The following is a 17,244-nucleotide window of genomic DNA, read 5'->3' on the forward strand; positions in this document are numbered from 1 at the left end:
TTTCGATAGGGCTCGGGCTTAGAGTCGGATGTCATGCGCTTCGGATTGTTCATACCTCAAGGGTGGCGACTCGATCTGGTGGACATCCCCACCGAACAGCACTGGCCGGTGATGCGTGAGCTCGCCGCGCACGCCGACAACGGGCCGTGGGACTCGCTGTGGGTGTACGACCATTTCCACACCGTGCCGGTGCCCACCGACGAAGCCACGCATGAGGCGTGGTCGCTGATGTCGGCATACGCGGCGACCACGTCGCGGATCAAACTCGGGCAGATGTGCACCGCGATGAGCTACCGCAACCCGGTGTATCTGGCCAAGGTCGCCGCCACCGCCGACATCATCAGCGGCGGGCGCGTCCAGATGGGCATCGGCGGCGGCTGGTATGAACACGAGTGGCGGGCTTACGGTTACGGCTTTCCGTCTGCGGGAGTGCGCCTGGCGCGCCTGGACGAAGGCGTTCAGATCATGCGCGAGGCGTGGCGGAACGGCCGAGTCACGTTCCACGGCAAGCACTATGACGCCGACGACGCCATCGTCGCGCCGAAACCGTTGCAGGACGGCGGATTACCGATGTGGATCGCAGGCGGCGGGGAGAAGGTGACGCTGAAGATCGCGGCCAAGTACGCGCAGTACACCAACTTCACCTCCGAACCCGACGGGTTCGCGCACAAGTCGCAGGTGTTGGCCGATCACTGTCGCGACGTCGGCACCGACTACGACGCGATCGTGCGGTCGTCGAACTTCAACGCCGTCATCGGCGAATCCGAAGCCGAGGTCGACGACCGCATCGCCGCCATCCGCGCCAAGCAGGTCGCCAAGGCCGACGAGCAGGCCGTCGACGCCATGCTCAACACGATGAAGTCGCCCGGTTCGGCTTCCGGTACACCCGAACAGGTCATCGAGAAGTTGAAGCGGATGCGCGACCTCGGCTGCGAGTACGCGATCCTGTACTTCCCCGAGGCGGCCTACGACCGTTCCGGCATCGAGCTGTTCGAGCAGAAGGTCATCCCGGAGCTGACCTGACGCTGACTACGGCGTCGGCGCCGGGGGCGGTGGCGCGGCCGGATCTGGCGGCGGCGTGTCGAAGTAGCCGGGCGGCGGAGGTCCGTCCAACGGGTAGTAGCCGGGCGGCAGCGGCGGCCCGCCGCCTTGGTCCTTCGGCTCCACCGGTGGTCCGTTCGATTCTGGCGCGGTCAGCGATTTGTAGCCGGGCGGCAGTTGCGGCGCCGGACCTGCGCCGGGCGGCGGCGGGTGCGCGCCGGGGGCCTGACCGGGCGGCGTTTCGGCGAACCCGTACGGGTCCTTGGCCTGGTTCCAGGCGTCCCGCAGGAAGCCCAGCGGGCCGTCGCTGTGCCCCGAGCCGTACACCGGATTGGTGATCTCGGGCACCGGCGGCGGCCCGACCGGCGGCGGTGCCGCGACCACGTCGCCGCCGACGGGGTCGCCTGCGGGAGCGGGCTCGAACACGGGCTGGCCTGGCGGAATCGGCTGTCCCGGCGGTGGTGGAGGCGGCGGCGGTTCCGCGCTCGCCTGGGCCGCAACGCTGAGCGCACCGAATCCGATGACCGTCCCTGCGATCGCCACGGCGGCGATTCTTCGCGTCATGAGTGACGAGGCTAGCCGGTGGGCCGAGCGCCCGCGTGATTACCCGGCCAACCCGCCTGATCCGGCCACGTCCATCGGCTAGCGGGCGGCCCTGATCGCCTCGAACACCGTCGGGTCGAGAAGTGTTGAGGTGTCTCCCAGTTCGCGGCCCTCGGCGACGTCACGCAGCAGCCGCCGCATGATCTTGCCGCTGCGAGTCTTCGGCAGCTCGGGTACGACATGAACTTCCTTGGGCCGGGCGATCGGCGAAATCTCGCGTGCCACTTCGGCTCTGAGCTCTTCGATCATCTCGGCTCCACCGTCGGCGCGGTCGGCCTGAAGGATCACGAACGCGATGATGGCCTGTCCGGTGTGCTCGTCGCTGGCGCCGACAACGGCGGCCTCGGCGACGTGGGCATGCCCGACGAGCGCGGACTCCACCTCGGCGGTCGAGATGCGGTGCCCGGAGACGTTCATGACGTCGTCGATGCGGCCGAGGACCCAGATGTTGCCGTCGAGGTCGTAGCGGGCGCCGTCACCGGCGAAGTACCAGCCGCGGTCGGCGAACCGCGACCAGTACGTCTCGCGGAAGCGCTTCGGGTCGCCCCAGATGCCGCGCAGCATCGACGGCCACGGCTGATCGAGCACCAGATAGCCCGACGCGTGCTCGCCGTATTCGGGGCTCGGCTCGATGAGGTTGCCGTGGTCGTCGACCACACGCGCGGAGATTCCGGGCAGTGGCCTGGTGGCCGAACCCGGCTTGCACTCGGTGACGCCGGGCAGCGGCGAGATCATCGCCGCGCCGGTCTCAGTCTGCCACCAGGTGTCGACGATCGGAGTTTCGTTGGCGCCGAAGACCTCTCGATACCACCGCCAGGCTTCCGGATTGATCGGCTCGCCCACGGTGCCGAGCAGTCGCAGCGTCGACAGGTCGTGGCTGTCGGCGATGTCTCGGCCCCACTTCATGAACGTGCGCACCAGCGTCGGCGCCGTGTAGTAGATCGTGACGCCGTAGCGCTCGATGATCTCGAAGTGACGGTGCTGGTCGGGCCATGCCGGCGTGCCCTCGTAGAGCACCTGCGTGGCCCCGTTGGACAGCGGCCCGTAGACGACGTAGCTGTGGCCGGTGATCCACCCGATGTCGGCGGTGCACCAATACACGTCGGTCTCCGGCTTGATGTCGAAAACATAGTGGTGGGTGTAGGACGCCTGGGTCAGGTAGCCGCCGGATGTGTGGACGATGCCTTTCGGCTTGCCCGTGGTCCCCGACGTGTACAGCAAAAACAGCGGATGTTCGGAGTTGAACGCCTGCGGGGTGTGGTCGGGTGACGCGGAGTCGACGACGTCGTGCCACCACACATCGCGGCCCTCGCGCCACGGCGTCTCGATGCCGGTGCGCCGTACCACGAGCACATGCTCGACAGTGGTGTCTGTTGAAACCGCTTCGTCGACGGCAGCTTTCAGCGGCACGGCCTGCCCGCGCCGGTACTGTCCGTCGGTGGTGATGACCACCTTGGCTTCGGCGTCGTCGATGCGCGCCTTCAACGCCGAGGCGGCGTAACCGGCGAAGACCACCGAATGCAGGACACCCAGCCGCGCGCACGCCAGCATCGCCACGACGGCTTCCGGGATCATCGGCATATAGATGGCCACCCGATCACCTGCCCGCAACCCCAGGGCGGTCAAGGCGTTGGCGGCGCGGCACACGTCGGTGAACAGTTCGGCGTAGGTGATGGAACGCCGGTCGTCGACCGGTTCACCCTCCCAGTGGATCGCCACCCGCTCGCCGAGTCCCGCCTCGACATGGCGGTCGACGCAGTTGTAGGCGACGTTGAGGGCGCCGTCGGCGAACCACTTGGCGAACGGCGCCTCCGACCAGTCGAGCACCTCGGTGAACGGCGTCTGCCACGACAACCGGTTGGCCTGCTTGGCCCAGAACCCCAACCGGTCGGCGGCGGCCTCGCGATACAGCGCCTCGGTGCCGTTGGCCTGCGCTGCGAACTCGACGGAAGCCGGATATGTTGCGGGGGCTTCGGTGAATGTGTCGGTCATGCGCTGTGAGCGTAGTCACGAAATGCCTGCTCAACGGGCCCGAGTCACAGTAGTCTGCGAGCGGCGCAAGACGAGCGCCGACCGGTCGATGCCGTCGGCCGAACGGCCGGAAGGCTGCGGGTGAACCGCGGCTTTGAATGAGGAGAGATGTCCGGCGCATATCTGGTGGCGGTGGTGGCGATTCTGGCCGTCGCCGCCGTGGTCGCCGCCGCGCTGCTGGTCCGCACGCGCCGCGTGGTGGCCACGCCGACCGAACGGGCCGTGCACGACGCGCTGCACACCGCCTCGCTGGCTGCTCGCGCGCTGCGCAAGGGATTGGGGCCGGAATCGGCGCGCGCCGCGGCACCGCATCTGCGCGCTCTCACCGGCGCCGACGGCCTGGCGGTGTTCGGCGCCGACGGCCGGCTGTTGGTGCGCGACCCGGACCAGGCGAGCGCATGGGCCGCCGACGTGCCCGCCGCGTGTGAACGCGCCGCCGCCGACGCGATCACCGGTGGCCGTCGCGTGCTGGCGCATCGGCACCCGACGGTGATCGCCGAGCCGCTTTCCGTCGACGACACCGGGGTGATGGGCGTGCTCGTCGTGGTGACCAACCGGGCACCGGCCCCCGGCATGCTCGGCGCCGTCGGCGAGGTCGCCCGGTATGCGTCCAGCCAACTGGAACTGGCCGAACTCGACGCGTCGCGGGCCCGCCTTGACCGCGCCGAGGTCCTGGCGCTGCGGGCCCAGATCAGTCCGCACTTCATCTACAACGCGTTGAACACCGTCGCGTCGTTCGTGCGCACCGACCCCGACCGTGCTCGCGATCTGATCCTCGACTTCGCCGATTTCACCCGCTATTCGTTCCGTGCCGCCGGGCAGTACACCACGCTGGCCGAAGAACTGCGCAACATCGACCGCTACCTGCGGCTGGAGCGGGCACGGTTCGGGGAGTCGCTGAAGGTCAAACTCGACGTGGCGCCCGAGGTGCTCAATGTGGTTGTGCCCTTTCTGATGTTGCAGCCGCTGGTGGAGAACGCGGTGCGGCACGGGCTGGCCGGCCGCGGCGGCGGCAGTATCGAAATCGTGGCCCGCGACGAGGGATCCGACTGCGCGATCACCGTGGAGGACGACGGCGTCGGGATGGATCCGGAAACGCTGCGCTCGGGTGAGGCCGACGTGCTGGCCGACGGCGGCTCGGGGGAGGAGCGGGCGCACGTCGGCCTGACCAATGTCGATCACCGGCTGCGCGCGGCGTTCGGCAACGATTACGGTCTGGTGGTCGAGACGGCGATCGGTGCGGGCACCAAGGTGATGATGCGAGTGCCGAAGTTCCGGTCCGGGATACGGGCCGGCGGAGGGGCCCTGGCATGACGGCGACGATGACCGTGCTGGCGGTCGACGACGAAGCGCCCGCGCTCGACGAACTCACCTATCTGCTGCAGCAGAATCCGGCGATCGCGGCCGTGCGCGGTGCCGCCGACGCGACCGCCGCGCTGCGCGAACTCGGCGAGGGCGGCATCGACGCGATCTTTCTCGACATCAACATGCCCGGGCTGTCGGGCCTGGAACTCGCTTCTGTGCTCGGCAATTTCGCCGATCCGCCCGCGGTGGTGTTCGTGACCGCCCACGACGACAAGGCCGTCGCGGCGTTCGACGTCGGCGCCGTCGACTACCTGCTCAAACCGATCCGGCGGGACCGCCTCGACGAGGCGATCCGTCGCGTTGCGGCCGCCAAGACGGTCGAGCCGACCAAGTCCGCTTCCGGCTCGGCTCAGCAGGACCCGGACGTCATCCCCGCCGAAGTGGGCGGTGTCACGCATCTGATCCGCCGCGACACCATCGGGTGGGTGGAGGCCGAAGGCGATTACGCGCGGCTGCACTCGGCGTCGGGTGCGCACCTGGTCCGGATACCGTTGAGCACCCTGGAATCTCGTTGGGGCAACGCGGGTTTCCAGCGGGTGCATCGTTCGTATCTGGTGTCGCTGTCGATGGTCAGCGGGATGCGGGCGAAGGGCGGGTCGGTGATGGTGCGGGTCCGCGCCAACGGCGCGTCGCCTGCGGTCGAACTGCCGGTGAGCCGTCGGCAGGTGCGCGAACTGCGCGACCGGCTGATCCGGGACCCGATGCGCGGCTATCGATCGGACCGCGGCGATGACTAACGACCGGCCGCCGCGCGAACGGGTGGTGCTGGCCCATCGGCGCGGGGCGCGGATGATCCGCACCCGCGTCGAGGTGCAGGAGCAGACCGAGGTCGGCGACGCGCTGGTGCGGGGGCTGGTCCGCGCGCAACTCGGCCTGGCGCTGCGGCTGGCGGCGGTGGTGATGTGCGTGGTCGTCGCGATTCCGGTCGGCGGCAGCGCTTTTCCCGCGCTGGAATCGCTTGCGGTGTTCGGGATCCGGTTGAACTGGCTGCTGTTGGCGGTGCTGATGTACCCGCTGCTCTACGTCGTCGGCCGGTTCTACATCAAGCTGGCCGAGCAGAACGAGCGCGACTTCATCCGGGTGGTGGACGACGAACCATGACGACGTCCTCGTCGGTCCCGTTGACCGCGTTCGCGCTGCTGGCCGCCGCACTGGCGACCGTCGCCGTCGGTGTCTATGGCGGGCGGCTGTCGCGCACCACGTCGGACTTCCTCGTCGCGTCCCGGATGGTCGGGCCACGTTCGAACGCGGCGGCGATCGCCGGTGAATACCTGTCGGCGGCATCGTTTCTGGGCGTCGCGGGACTGGTCGCCAAGTACGGCGCCGACGCGCTGTGGTATCCGGTCGGCTTCACCGCCGGTTACCTCGGTCTGCTGCTGTTCGTCGCTGCGCCGCTGCGCCGCTCGGGCGCCTACACCGTGCCGGACTTCACCGAGTTCCGGTTGCGGTCACCGCGATTGCGCAAGGTGACGATGGTGTTCGTCGTGGTGATCTGCGTGCTGTATCTCGTGCCGCAGTACCAGGGCGCGGGCCTGACGATCAACATCCTGCTCGGCTTGCCGGTGTGGATCGGGCCGGTGGCCGTCGCCGCGATCATCATCGGCAACGTCGTGGGCGGGGGCATGCGGTCGATCACTTTCGTTCAGGCATTCCAGTATTGGCTGAAGTTGACCGCGATCGCGGTCCCCGCCTTGGCGCTGCTGGCGTTGTTCGTCGCCGAACCCGCCCCGCTCGGCGGCCCGCTGCCGCCCACCGTGGACCAGCGCACCACGGTCGACGTCAAGACCGATGTCGTCGTGCAGGTCGATGCGCCCGCGGGCATCCGGGTGTCGGGCAGCGTCGACGGCCGGACCGTGCATGACGCGTCGATACCGTCGGCCGGTGAATACACCGTGGGGGCGGGCAGCACGTTGACACTCGCGGCCGGTGCGACCACGCCCGTCGTGGCGGGGGCGCCGAGCACCGGCGACGAATGGGCCGCCTCCGGCAGCGGGCTGGGCGGCGGGCACCCGCTCTATCAGGTGTTGTCCATCATCGTCGCGACTTTCCTTGGCGCCATGGGACTTCCGCATGTGCTGGTGCGGTTCTACACCAACCCCGACGGGCGGGCGGCGCGGCGCACGGCGCTGGCGGTGATCGCGCTGCTGTCCGTCTTCTACGTCTTCCCGACGCTGATGGGGGTCTTCGCGCGGGTGCACGTGCCGCAACTGCTGATCACCGGCACGGCGGACGCGGCGGTGCTGCTGACGCCGCAGGCTGCCCTCGCGGCGCCGGCCGGGCGCGTGCTCGGGGCGCTCGTGGCGGCAGGGGCGATCGCGGCGTTCCTGGCGACCTCGTCGGGCCTGCTGGTGAGCATCGCCGGTGCACTGTCCACCGACGTGCTGCGCGGGCGGGTGCGCGACTTCCGGATCGCCGCACTGATCGGCGGGCTGCTGCCGCTGCCGCTCGCGTTGGCCGCGTCGACGCTGGAGCTGTCCCGCAACGTCGGCCTGGTGTTCGCCGTCGCGGCGTCGACGCTGTGTCCGCTTCTGGTGCTGGGCATTTGGCGGCGCGGCCTCACCGCCACGGGTGCGGTGTGCGGCCTGATAACGGGCGGCGTGGTCTCGGGCGCGGCCGCCGGGTTGACCCTCGTCGGCGGGATCGACAGCGACGTGCTCGGCGGTTGGCTCGCAGAGTTGGCCGGCTACCCCGCCGCTTTCAGCGCGCCGCTGGCGTTCGTCACGATGATCGTGGTCAGCCGGCTGACGCGCGGGTCGGTGCCGGCCGACACCGCGCGGATCTTCGCCCGGATGCATCTGCCCGAACGGTTGGGAATGAGCGTCGAGCGCACACCCGGCGACTGACCGTTCGTCGCGCTCAACCGACCGTTCACCGCAGCGCCCGTCGACTTGACCGACCGACCGTCGACAGCGGTGCCGAATGTGAGCAGGGTCTCAGGAAGCCGCCGGTTCATGCCGGGGGTCACAGCCGAGTCAGGAGACCACCGATGTCGCTTGCGGATCTTTCCGAACAGGACGCGCTGGCCGCGCGCCGCGCCCGGTATATCGAGGTGCAACAGAGCGCCGAGTTCCAGTCGCTGCGAAGTAGGTTGCGCCGCTTCGTGTTTCCGATGACCGTGTTCTTCCTCGTCTGGTACGGGTTGTACGTGGTGCTCGGTGCGTTCGCCACCGACTTCATGGCCGCCAAGGTGTTCGGCAACGTCAACGTCGGCCTGCTGCTCGGGTTGGGCCAGTTCATCACCACGTTCATCATCACCGGCATCTACGTCCGGTTCGCCAACCGCGAGCTCGACCCCCGCGCCGAGGCCATCCGCGCAAGCCTGGAAGGGGAGGCAGCATGAACACCCTCGCCGCCGACTCGACCGTCGGCAACCCCGTAGCCAACATGGCGATTTTCGCGCTCTTCGTCGTCATCACGCTTTTCGTGGTGATTCGCGCAGGCCGCCGGAAGTCCGACGCCACAGAGTTTTTCACCGGCGGCCGCGGATTCACCGGCCCGCAGAACGGCATCGCGATTGCCGGTGACTACCTGTCGGCTGCAAGCTTCCTCGGCATCGCAGGCGCCATCGCGGTGTACGGCTACGACGGTTTCCTCTACTCGATCGGCTTCCTGGTGGCGTGGCTGGTCGCGCTGCTGCTGGTCGCCGAATTGCTCCGCAACACAGGCAAATTCACGATGGCAGACGTGCTCAGCTTCCGGCTCAAGCAACGGCCGGTGCGGCTGGCCGCTGCGACGTCGACGCTGACCGTGTCGCTGTTCTACCTGCTGGCGCAGATGGCGGGCGCGGGCGGCCTGGTCGCGTTGCTGCTCGACGTCAACGGACGCTTCGGGCAGAGCATCGTGATCGCGGTGGTCGGCGTGCTGATGATCGCCTACGTGCTGATCGGCGGAATGCGCGGCACGACATGGGTGCAGATCATCAAGGCTGTGCTGTTGATCAGCGGCGCGGCGGTGATGACCCTGATGGTGCTGGCCAAGTTCGGGCTGGACTTCTCCAGCATCCTCGGCTCGGCGCAGACGGCGATCACGGGTTCGGCCAACGAGGCGGTCGCGAGCCGCGACGTGCTGGCGCCCGGCGCGCAATACGGCGGATCGACGATGTCGAAGATCAACCTGATCTCATTGGGCATCGCACTGGTGCTGGGCACCGCGGGGCTGCCGCATGTGCTGATGCGCTTCTACACGGTGCCGACGGCCAAGGAGGCGCGCCGCTCGGTGGTCTGGGCGATCGCGTTGATCGGCGCCTTCTACCTCTTCACACTCGCGCTGGGCTACGGCGCGGCGGCCATCGTCGGCCCGGACCGCATCCTGGCGGCGGCAGGCGGGCAGAACGCGGCGGCACCGCTGCTGGCGTTCGAACTCGGCGGCGTGCTACTGCTCGGCGTGATCTCGGCGGTCGCATTCGCCACGATCCTGGCCGTGGTCGCCGGGCTGACGATCACCGCGTCGACGTCGTTCGCGCACGACGTGTACGCCAGCGTGTTGAAGCGCCATAAGGTCACCGAGGACGAGCAGGTGCGGGTCTCCCGCATCACCGCGGTCGTGCTGGGTATCGCCGCGATCGCGCTCGGCATCCTGGCCAACGGGCAGAACGTCGCATTCCTGGTGGCGCTCGCGTTCGCTGTTGCCGCGGCGGCGAACCTGCCGACGATCGTCTACTCGCTGTACTGGCCGCGGTTCAACACCAGGGGTGCGCTGTGGAGCATGTACGGCGGGCTCATCTCGACGATCCTGCTGATCGTGTTCTCCCCGGCGGTGTCGGGTTCGAAGACGGCGATGCTGCCCAACGCGGACTTCGCGTGGTTCCCGCTGGCCAATCCGGGCATCGTGTCGATCCCGCTGGCCTTCATCCTCGGCATCGTCGGCACGCTGACCGCGAAAGACGATCCGGATCCCGGTATCGGCGCCGAGCTGGAGGTGCGATCGCTGACCGGCGTGGGCGCCGAGAAGGCCGTCGCCCACTGACCGACCTCTTGTCGGTACCGCCGACGCGGACACGGGTGTTGTTGGTAGCTTTCGTCTGAGCAGCCCAATCTCGACGAAAGCTACCAACGCTTTCTACACCTGCCCGATGGAAGGGACGCGGTATGAACAAGGTTTCGTTGACCGCCCTCGCACGTGAGCAGCTCGAAACGGCCCGCGCCGCCAGCAGCGGCCGCAGCTCGCACACCGTGTATGGCGGACATGAGCATTCCCTGCGCCAGACCCTGATCGCGTTGAAGGCGGGCAGTGCACTCGATGACCACGAAAGCCCCGGCGAAGCGACGCTTTACGTGCTGCAGGGCCGGGTGCGGGTGACCGACGCCGACGCGGGCTGGGAAGGCAGCCCCGGCGATCACATCGTCATACCGCTGTCCCGCCACGGGCTGCAGGCGCTGGAGGACTCCGTCGTACTGCTGACGGTGGTGAAGCGGGTCGGCCCGCACGTCTAGACGCGCGCTCGATGTTTCGAATGCGCGGTTTCTGACGCGACACGCCGCGACGGCGTCAGCGGATGCACATTCGGTCAGCCGCGGTGGCTCAAAACGTTGACGACGTTGCCTGCGGCGTCAGCGAAAAAGAACCGCCGCACGCCCCAGTCCTCGTTGCGCAGCGGATGCACGATCGTCAGGTTGGCGTCGACCGCGGCACGATAGGCGGAGTCGACGTCGTCCACCTCTATCGAGACGTTCGGGTTGACCGGCGCCGTGGCGTCCTTCGTCATCAGGCTGACCTGGTGGCGAAGATCGTCGTCGGCGAACGTCGCGATCCAGCCGAGATTCATCACCTCGCGAAGCCCGAGCACGTCGACGAACGCGCCGCGGGCCGCGTCGACATCGGGCACCGTGAGGACGGGCATCACCCGTCGGACCGTCATATCGCCGGGCCCAGCAGGTCGTCGGCATCCTTGATGACGTAGCCGTAGCCCTGCTCGGCGAGGAAGCGCTGCCGGTGTGCGGCGTACTCGGCGTCGAGGCTGTCGCGCGACACCACCGAGTAGAACACCGCGCCGCCGCCGTCGGCCTTCGGCCGCAACAGCCTGCCGAGTCGCTGCGCCTCCTCCTGCCGTGAGCCGAATGTGCCCGAAACCTGCACGGCCACATTGGCTTCCGGAAGGTCGATGGAGAAGTTGGCGACCTTCGACACCACCAGCGTCGAGATCTCGCCGCGGCGGAACGCGTCGAACAACGCTTCGCGTTCGGCCGTCTTCGTCGACCCCTGGATCACCGGCGCGTCGAGCTCTTGGCCCAGCTCCTCGAGCTGGTCCAGATATGCGCCGATCACCAACGTCTGGTCGCCGGGATGGCGTTCCAGGATCGACTTCACCACCGCGATCTTGGTGTGCACCGTCGAGCACAGCTTGTAGCGCTCGTCGGGCTCGGCGGTGGCATACAGCATCCGCTCGTTGTCGGTCATCGTCACCCGCACCTCGATGCACTCCGCGGGTGCGATCCAGCCCTGGGCCTCGATGTCCTTCCACGGTGCGTCGTAGCGCTTCGGGCCGATGAGGCTGAACACGTCGCCTTCGCGGCCGTCTTCGCGGATCAGCGTGGCGGTCAGGCCGAGTCGTCGCCGCGACTGCAGATCGGCGGTCATCCGGAACACCGGGGCCGGCAGCAGGTGCACCTCGTCGTAGATGATCAAACCCCAGTCGCGGCTGTCGAACAGCTCGAGGTGGCGGTACTCGCCCTTGGTGCGACGGGTGATCACCTGATAGGTGGCGATCGTGACCGGACGGATCTCCTTCTTTTCGCCGGAGTATTCGCCGATTTCGTCTTCGGTGAGCGACGTGCGGTTGATCAGCTCGCGTTTCCACTGCCTGCCCGCGACGGTGTTGGTCACCAGAATCAGGGTCGTCGCGCCCGCCTTGGCCATCGCGGCCGCACCCACCAGCGTCTTGCCCGCGCCGCAGGGCAGCACCACCACGCCGGAGCCGCCCTCCCAGAACGACTCGGTGGCCATCTCCTGGTAGTCGCGCAGATGCCAGCCGTCCTGATTCAGGCTGATCGGATGCTTCTCACCGTCGACGTAGCCCGCCAAATCCTCTGCGGGCCAACCGATCTTGAGCAGCATCTGCTTGACGCGGCCGCGCTCGCTGTTGTGCACGATGACGGTGTCGTCGTCGATGCGGGCCCCGAGCATCGGTGCGATCTTCTTGTTGCGCAGCACCTCTTCGAGGACCGCGCGGTCCAGGCTCACCAGCGTCAGGCCGTGGGCCGGATGCTTGACCAGCTGCAGCCGGCCGTAGCGGGCCATGGTGTCGACGATGTCGACCAGCAGCGGCTGCGGGACCGCGTAGCGCGAGTACGTGACGAGCGCGTCGACGACCTGCTCGGCGTCGTGGCCCGCGGCGCGGGCGTTCCACAGCGCCAGTGGCGTGATGCGGTAGGTGTGCACGTGCTCGGGGGCGCGTTCCAGCTCCGCGAACGGCGCGATCGCGGCGCGTGCGGCACCGGCCTGTTCGTGGTCGACTTCGAGCAGCACCGTCTTGTCGGACTGCACGATCAAGGGGCCGTCACTCATTCTCGGCTCGCGCTCGCTCCGGTCCTCGCTCGTCCCTCGCTGCGATCCTCACTCGCGATCGCCTTCGGTCTGTCATTTTGTCCATTATCCGGATGGGTGCGACGCGGCTTCTTGTGAGCGTGCGTGAACTGCGGTTTTTCTCCGGTGTGTCGCCCGCAGACACGCACGCTCGCCAAAAAGGGGCCCGGGAAACGGGTCAGGCCGAGACGACGGAGGTGATCCGGTGGATCGCGAACTCGCGGACGCGGCCCGTGGCCGGATCCCACGCCGTCAGCTGGCCGCCGCGGACGTTGACCGGCGCCACCACCCGCTGCGTGGCCACGCCTGCGGGATCGACGTAGCCGATCACCACCGAGCTCTGCAGCCGCGCCGCCTCCTGCAGCTCCGAGATGGCCACCGCCGGGTCCACGCGCATGTTCGCGAACGGGTGTGAGGCCACCTTGCGCAGCACCGCGACGATCGCGCTGAGCGTCTGCGTCGTCGGCGTGGCCGGCGGGCGGGCGAGACGGCGGCCCGGCGGTGGAGGCACCCGCGCGCCGCGGGCGCGCAAGTCGACGATCGCACCTGAGGAGTCCTCGGCGGCCGGTGCGAAGCCCGCGTTGCGCAGCATCGCCAGCACCTCGCTGATCGGCGCCTGCGACACGGCGACGGTGGGGGCCAGCAGCCGGATCTCGAGCTCGTCGGCGCCGGGGGAGCCGACGGCCTGCGCCAGCAGCGCGGGGTCCTCGCAGCGCACGAACGACGACGCCATGCCGACCCGCAGCTGCCCGTGCCTGCGCGCCACATCGTCGATGAGATAAGTAAGTCCTTGCGGCACAGGTGTTTTGGAGTGTCTCTCAAACAGGGCGTGGAGCTCGCCCGCGGTGCGGCCGGTGTCCAGCGCCCGCCGGATCGACGCCTCGCTGATTCGGTACACCATGGCCGCGCCCGCCGATTCCACATTGGCAACGGTCGCCAGCTGCTCGGCGAGATCGCGCTCGAGCGGGCCCGGCACGATCACCGTCAGGTCGGCCTGCAGCAGGAAGTGGTCGATGGGCTTCGGCAGCACCTTCGCCATCGCGCCGACGGCGTCGTCGGCGCCGTCCAGCAGCTTGCGCGCCGGGCTGGTGATCGCGCCGCGCCCGACGAGGCCCAGTGCGTGCGCCTCGGTCAGCAGGTCGCCGACCGGTGCCGGCTGCAGCCGCGCCGCCCATCGGGGACGCCGCCAGATCATCGCCCTGGACGCCTCTGTCGCGTCGGTGCCCGCGCCCTGCGGCAGGTCGGCCAGCACCCGCAGCAGCAGCCTGCGGTCCAGCGGAGCGGCCGTGGAGTACAGGGAATTCGACAGCGCCGCATAGGGCTTGCCATCGGGACCGCGACCGCCGATCAGTGCCGGCCGCGACGGCAGATCCAGCCACGTGGACGCGAGCAGGTGCCATCGGTCCGCGACGGGTGATTCGACGAACCGGTCGGCCGCCACCGTCGGCGCCCAGTACGTGCCCGCGGCGTCGTCGGGTTCGGGATCGGGGATGCCCGCCGCGATGAGCCCGGCCGCCGCCGACACCTCGAGGATGAGGCCGAGCCGCTGCTCGCCGATGCCGGTCGTCTTCGCCAGCCGCTTGACGTCGCGTACGCCGAGGCCGCCGCTGCGCAACTCGGGAACCGGTGCGGCGCCGAGGGTTTCGAGCACCACTTCGACTTCGCGCAGCAGATCGATGACCGCGCCCGCCGCGACGGCGTCGACGTCGGCGGCCGATGTCGTGGACACCACGGGATCGGGCTGCGTCAGCGCGACAGGTCCCGGCAACTCACCGCGCAGCACCTGACCCACCAGTCGCGGCAGGATCACCGTCTCCTCGTCGATCTGGCGCAACAGGCCAGCGGCCAGCAGCCGCTGCACCGGCCGGTCCGGCGGCGTGCCCGGCGCGGCGTCGCGGGTCCGGCCCATCGGCGAACCCTCCAGCAGCCGCTCCAGCAGGGCCCGCTGCGCGTCGTCGATGGCTTCCAGCCGGGCGGCGATCTCCTCGCCGGTGATTTCGGTGTCCTCCAGCACCGCCTGCCCGGGGTACCAGGGCAGGCCCGCCGCGGCCTCGGCCGCCACCCGCACCTCGGTGTCGCCCCACACCAGTGCGCGCTCACGCAGGTCGTCGAGCGCCGCGGTGATCGCGTCGTCGCCGACCCGGTCACCGATCAGCGCGGTCAGCTTGGCCAGCGGCACCGGCGTGGTGTCGGCGTGCAGCGCGAGCAGCGCGTCGAGGATCGCCAGCCGGAGGAAATCCAGCCCGTCGGTGGCGGCCTTGACCGACTGCCGCGACTGCGCGCGCGCGGCGAGCGCGGCGATGCTGCCGGGCGGCGGTTGGGTCAGGTCGGGCCGCAGTTCCAGCAGCCGGATCAGCCGCTCGTCGGGCAGATCGGCCAGCCAGGCGCCCAGCGGGGTGCCCGGAGTGTGTTCGGACATTACTGACCAGCGTAAAGCAGGCACATACCCTGCTCGTGCGTCGCGCCGGTGTCGCCACCACGTGCGGCGTTTGCCACAATATGGGCGTGGCAGACAAGAAGCAGAAGAGCCGGTACATCGATCCGGGCTGGCCGGCGACCGACGGCGAGGACGATCACCCGGTCAGCGAACTGGCCGCCGACCGCACTGGCGCCTTGTCACCGTTCGGTGACCTGACGTTGCCCTTGCCGCCCGAGGATCTGCCGTACACCCACCCGGTCACCGTTATCAACAGGTGACGGTGGCCGAGCCCCGTCACAACCCTCTCTCGCACCTCGACGAATCAGGCGCGGCGCACATGGTCGACGTGACGGCCAAGGACGCCACCAAGCGCACCGCGGTCGCCGCGGGCACGCTGCGCACTCGCGCCGACGTCGTCGAACTCATCGCCACCGGCGGACTGCCCAAGGGCGACGCGCTGGCCACCGCCCGCGTGGCCGGGATCCTCGCCGCCAAGCGCACCAGCGACCTCATCCCGCTGTGTCACCAGTTGGCGCTGACCGGTGTCGACGTCGACTTCGACATCGGCCAGACGGAGGTGGCGATCACCGCCACCGTGCGCACCACCGACCGCACCGGGGTGGAGATGGAGGCCCTCACCGCGGTCAGCGTGGCCGCCCTGACGCTCTACGACATGCTCAAGGCCGTCGACCCGGCGGCCACCATCGGCGACATCCGGGTGTTGCGCAAGGACGGCGGGAAGACCGGCACCTGGGAGCGGCCGTGACGCGGGCCGGCCGGGTAGTGATCGCGTCGACGCGCGCGGCGACCGGTGTGTACGAGGACCGCACCGGGCCGATCATCGTCGACTGGCTCAACGGGTGCGGCATCGAGACACCGGCGCCGACGGTCGTCGCCGACGGACCGGAGGTGCGCGACGCCATCGTCACCGCGATCGGTGAAAACGCCGATGTGGTAATCACTTCGGGCGGCACCGGCATCTCGCCGACCGATCGCACCGCCGACATCACCGCCGAGATCGTCGACTATCAGATTCCCGGTCTGGCCGACGCGATCCGGCGGTCCGGCCTGCCGCACGTGCCGACGTCGGTGTTGTCGCGCGGTGTCTGCGGGGTCAAGGGGTCGACGTTGATCGTGAACCTGCCGGGCTCGACCGGCGGAGTGAAGGACGGCCTCGGCGTGCTCGACGACGTCTTGGAGCATGCGCTCGATCAGCTGGCCGGAAAGGACCATTCGCGATGACCGCTGAGGTGCTGCGGGCCGACCTGACCGAGGCCACCATCCAACTCGACGACCACGAGGCGCTCGTCGCGCATCAGGCGGCCGGGGCGGTAGTCGGCTTCGCGGGCGTCGTCCGCGACCACGACGGCGGCCGCTCGGTGACCCGGCTGGAGTACTCCGCGCATCCCACCGCGGCCCAGACGCTGGCCGAGGTGGCCGCCGAGATCGCCGCCGACTGCGACGGTGTGCGGGCCATCGCCGTCAGCCACCGGATCGGCACACTGCAGATCGGTGACGCCGCGCTGGTGGCTGCCGTCGCGGCAGACCACCGTCGCGCGGCGTTCGACACCTGCGCCCGGTTGGTCGATCTCGTCAAGGAGCGGCTGCCGGTGTGGAAGCACCAGTTCTTCGCCGACGGTTCCGACGAATGGGTGAACTCGGCCTAGGCCCTCAAGCCGCACACTCGGCTTAGGCCCTCAAGCCGCACACTCGGCTCTGGCCTGCCTCGCGATCGGTCGTTAGGCCGGCGGTACCGGCGGCATCTCCGGGGACGGAGGGAGCGGCGGTGGAACCTCCGCACCCGGAGCGGGAGCCGGCGCGGGCGCCATGCCCGGTCCGTTGACGTTCTCCGGCGCAGGCGTGGTCAGCGGTCGCTGGGTCAACGCCAGCAGCGCGTCCTTCCCGGTGATCTCCTGCGTCTGGATGGCGTGCCACAGCTCCTTGAGGTAGGTCACGTTGGGGCTTTCATTCGCCACCGCCGACGGGTCGGTGGTGTAGCCCTGCGGCAGGTTGTCCGGGCTGGCCAGATGCGGTACCTCGGCGGGCGGGGCCGGGATCTCGCCGGTCATCGCCTGGTTGGCCGCATCAAGGGCGGGCTGCGGGATGTCGACCGAGTTGATCGCCGCCATCGGATCCGGCCCAGGCGCGGGTGCACCCAGCGGCGCAGGCGCAGGCGCGGCCAAGGGGGCAGGCGCAGGCGCGGCCAGCGGGGCAGGCGCAGGCGCGGGGGCCGCGGCAGGCGCCGGCGGGGCCGGGGCCTGCCG

General features: G+C 69.3%; 17 protein-coding genes and 1 pseudogene. 12 read left to right on the top strand and 6 right to left on the bottom strand.

The features are described 5' to 3' along the window. The first annotated feature begins 33 nt into the window (after nucleotides 1–33). A complete protein-coding gene (locus CQY20_RS21065; protein WP_097942026.1) occupies nucleotides 34–1,023 on the top strand; it encodes an LLM class F420-dependent oxidoreductase in 990 nt (329 codons plus the stop codon). A gap of 6 nt (nucleotides 1,024–1,029) precedes the next feature. On the opposite strand, the gene CQY20_RS21070 is transcribed toward CQY20_RS21065, so the two are convergent. After that, nucleotides 1,030–1,605 carry a hypothetical protein gene (locus CQY20_RS21070; protein WP_097942027.1) on the bottom strand — a complete coding sequence of 192 codons (576 nt, stop codon included), beginning with the start codon at nucleotides 1,603–1,605 and terminating at the stop codon, nucleotides 1,030–1,032. Nucleotides 1,606–1,683: 78 nt separating this feature from the next. Then, nucleotides 1,684–3,636: an acetate--CoA ligase gene (gene acs / locus CQY20_RS21075; protein WP_097942028.1), complete on the bottom strand. Its 1,953-nt coding sequence runs from the start codon at nucleotides 3,634–3,636 to the stop codon at nucleotides 1,684–1,686. Between the two features lie 147 nt (nucleotides 3,637–3,783). On the opposite strand from acs, the gene CQY20_RS21080 reads away from it, so the two are divergent. From CQY20_RS21080 to CQY20_RS21110, 7 genes are all read left to right on the top strand, one after another. After that, nucleotides 3,784–4,989, top strand: coding sequence for a sensor histidine kinase (locus tag CQY20_RS21080; protein ID WP_097942029.1), 1,206 nt, complete (start codon nucleotides 3,784–3,786; stop codon nucleotides 4,987–4,989). Then, nucleotides 4,986–5,777, top strand: coding sequence for a LytR/AlgR family response regulator transcription factor (locus CQY20_RS21085; RefSeq protein ID WP_097942030.1), 792 nt, complete (start codon nucleotides 4,986–4,988; stop codon nucleotides 5,775–5,777). The genes CQY20_RS21080 and CQY20_RS21085 overlap by 4 nt, the downstream gene beginning before the upstream one ends. After that, nucleotides 5,770–6,141 (top strand): hypothetical protein, encoded by a 372-nt coding sequence (locus CQY20_RS21090; RefSeq protein ID WP_097942031.1) that lies wholly within the window; start codon nucleotides 5,770–5,772, stop codon nucleotides 6,139–6,141. The genes CQY20_RS21085 and CQY20_RS21090 overlap by 8 nt, the downstream gene beginning before the upstream one ends. Continuing rightward, on the top strand, nucleotides 6,138–7,883 hold the full coding sequence (locus tag CQY20_RS21095; protein ID WP_097942032.1) for a sodium/solute symporter: 1,746 nt from the start codon (nucleotides 6,138–6,140) through the stop codon (nucleotides 7,881–7,883). Before CQY20_RS21090 ends, CQY20_RS21095 begins: the two co-directional genes overlap by 4 nt. Nucleotides 7,884–8,026: 143 nt before the next feature. After that, nucleotides 8,027–8,380, top strand: a complete 354-nt coding sequence (locus CQY20_RS21100) for a DUF485 domain-containing protein (RefSeq protein ID WP_097942033.1) — start codon at nucleotides 8,027–8,029, stop codon at nucleotides 8,378–8,380. After that, nucleotides 8,377–10,005 (top strand): monocarboxylic acid transporter, encoded by a 1,629-nt coding sequence (locus CQY20_RS21105; protein WP_097942034.1) that lies wholly within the window; start codon nucleotides 8,377–8,379, stop codon nucleotides 10,003–10,005. Before CQY20_RS21100 ends, CQY20_RS21105 begins: the two co-directional genes overlap by 4 nt. Before the next feature lie 122 nt (nucleotides 10,006–10,127). Next, the gene (locus tag CQY20_RS21110) at nucleotides 10,128–10,472 is read left to right on the top strand and encodes a cupin domain-containing protein (RefSeq protein WP_097942035.1); all 345 of its coding nucleotides are present in this window, start codon (nucleotides 10,128–10,130) and stop codon (nucleotides 10,470–10,472) included. Nucleotides 10,473–10,546: 74 nt separating this feature from the next. Here the strand turns inward: CQY20_RS21110 and CQY20_RS21115 are convergent, their stop codons facing one another. From CQY20_RS21115 to CQY20_RS21125, 3 genes are all read right to left on the bottom strand, one after another. Then, a complete protein-coding gene (locus CQY20_RS21115; RefSeq protein ID WP_097942036.1) occupies nucleotides 10,547–10,897 on the bottom strand; it encodes a VOC family protein in 351 nt (116 codons plus the stop codon). After that, nucleotides 10,894–12,543 carry a DNA repair helicase XPB gene (locus CQY20_RS21120; RefSeq protein ID WP_097942037.1) on the bottom strand — a complete coding sequence of 550 codons (1,650 nt, stop codon included), beginning with the start codon at nucleotides 12,541–12,543 and terminating at the stop codon, nucleotides 10,894–10,896. The genes CQY20_RS21115 and CQY20_RS21120 overlap by 4 nt, the downstream gene beginning before the upstream one ends. A 196-nt stretch (nucleotides 12,544–12,739) precedes the next feature. Beyond that, nucleotides 12,740–14,980: a helicase-associated domain-containing protein gene (locus CQY20_RS21125; RefSeq protein ID WP_097942038.1), complete on the bottom strand. Its 2,241-nt coding sequence runs from the start codon at nucleotides 14,978–14,980 to the stop codon at nucleotides 12,740–12,742. Between the two features lie 80 nt (nucleotides 14,981–15,060). Between CQY20_RS21125 and CQY20_RS21130 the strand changes: the two genes are divergently transcribed. Genes CQY20_RS21130 through CQY20_RS21145 form a run of 4 tightly spaced genes read left to right on the top strand, consistent with a single transcriptional unit; the run spans nucleotide 15,061 to nucleotide 16,647 of the window. After that, on the top strand, nucleotides 15,061–15,258 hold the full coding sequence (locus tag CQY20_RS21130) for a hypothetical protein (protein WP_174814715.1): 198 nt from the start codon (nucleotides 15,061–15,063) through the stop codon (nucleotides 15,256–15,258). A 2-nt stretch (nucleotides 15,259–15,260) separates the two neighbouring features. After that, nucleotides 15,261–15,746, top strand: coding sequence for a cyclic pyranopterin monophosphate synthase MoaC (gene moaC / locus CQY20_RS21135; RefSeq protein WP_272938825.1), 486 nt, complete (start codon nucleotides 15,261–15,263; stop codon nucleotides 15,744–15,746). Further along, the gene (locus CQY20_RS21140) at nucleotides 15,743–16,222 is read left to right on the top strand and encodes a MogA/MoaB family molybdenum cofactor biosynthesis protein (RefSeq protein ID WP_097942040.1); all 480 of its coding nucleotides are present in this window, start codon (nucleotides 15,743–15,745) and stop codon (nucleotides 16,220–16,222) included. The genes moaC and CQY20_RS21140 overlap by 4 nt, the downstream gene beginning before the upstream one ends. Further along, nucleotides 16,219–16,647 (top strand): molybdenum cofactor biosynthesis protein MoaE, encoded by a 429-nt coding sequence (locus tag CQY20_RS21145; protein WP_097942041.1) that lies wholly within the window; start codon nucleotides 16,219–16,221, stop codon nucleotides 16,645–16,647. The genes CQY20_RS21140 and CQY20_RS21145 overlap by 4 nt, the downstream gene beginning before the upstream one ends. A gap of 72 nt (nucleotides 16,648–16,719) precedes the next feature. On the opposite strand, the pseudogene CQY20_RS21150 reads toward CQY20_RS21145, so the two are convergent. Continuing rightward, nucleotides 16,720–17,244 (bottom strand): annotated as a pseudogene (locus tag CQY20_RS21150) (transglycosylase family protein); the annotation flags it as partial.

The organism is Mycolicibacterium agri (assembly GCF_002553505.1).
GTDB lineage: Bacteria > Actinomycetota > Actinomycetes > Mycobacteriales > Mycobacteriaceae > Mycobacterium > Mycobacterium agri.

Excerpts from the sequence above, each read along its gene's own strand:
- CQY20_RS21095 (WP_097942032.1), top strand. The coding sequence starts at position 6,138 with ATGACGACGTCCTCGTCGGTCCCGTTGACCGCGTTCGCGCTGCTGGCC.
- CQY20_RS21080 (WP_097942029.1), top strand. The coding sequence starts at position 3,784 with ATGTCCGGCGCATATCTGGTGGCGGTGGTGGCGATTCTGGCCGTCGCC.
- CQY20_RS21065 (WP_097942026.1), top strand. The coding sequence starts at position 34 with ATGCGCTTCGGATTGTTCATACCTCAAGGGTGGCGACTCGATCTGGTG.
- acs (WP_097942028.1), bottom strand. The coding sequence starts at position 3,636 with ATGACCGACACATTCACCGAAGCCCCCGCAACATATCCGGCTTCCGTC.
- CQY20_RS21145 (WP_097942041.1), top strand. The coding sequence starts at position 16,219 with ATGACCGCTGAGGTGCTGCGGGCCGACCTGACCGAGGCCACCATCCAA.
- CQY20_RS21130 (WP_174814715.1), top strand. The coding sequence starts at position 15,061 with ATGGGCGTGGCAGACAAGAAGCAGAAGAGCCGGTACATCGATCCGGGC.
- CQY20_RS21115 (WP_097942036.1), bottom strand. The coding sequence starts at position 10,897 with ATGACGGTCCGACGGGTGATGCCCGTCCTCACGGTGCCCGATGTCGAC.
- CQY20_RS21070 (WP_097942027.1), bottom strand. The coding sequence starts at position 1,605 with ATGACGCGAAGAATCGCCGCCGTGGCGATCGCAGGGACGGTCATCGGA.
- CQY20_RS21120 (WP_097942037.1), bottom strand. The coding sequence starts at position 12,543 with ATGAGTGACGGCCCCTTGATCGTGCAGTCCGACAAGACGGTGCTGCTC.
- CQY20_RS21105 (WP_097942034.1), top strand. The coding sequence starts at position 8,377 with ATGAACACCCTCGCCGCCGACTCGACCGTCGGCAACCCCGTAGCCAAC.
- CQY20_RS21110 (WP_097942035.1), top strand. The coding sequence starts at position 10,128 with ATGAACAAGGTTTCGTTGACCGCCCTCGCACGTGAGCAGCTCGAAACG.
- CQY20_RS21125 (WP_097942038.1), bottom strand. The coding sequence starts at position 14,980 with ATGTCCGAACACACTCCGGGCACCCCGCTGGGCGCCTGGCTGGCCGAT.
- CQY20_RS21085 (WP_097942030.1), top strand. The coding sequence starts at position 4,986 with ATGACGGCGACGATGACCGTGCTGGCGGTCGACGACGAAGCGCCCGCG.
- CQY20_RS21090 (WP_097942031.1), top strand. The coding sequence starts at position 5,770 with ATGACTAACGACCGGCCGCCGCGCGAACGGGTGGTGCTGGCCCATCGG.
- CQY20_RS21100 (WP_097942033.1), top strand. The coding sequence starts at position 8,027 with ATGTCGCTTGCGGATCTTTCCGAACAGGACGCGCTGGCCGCGCGCCGC.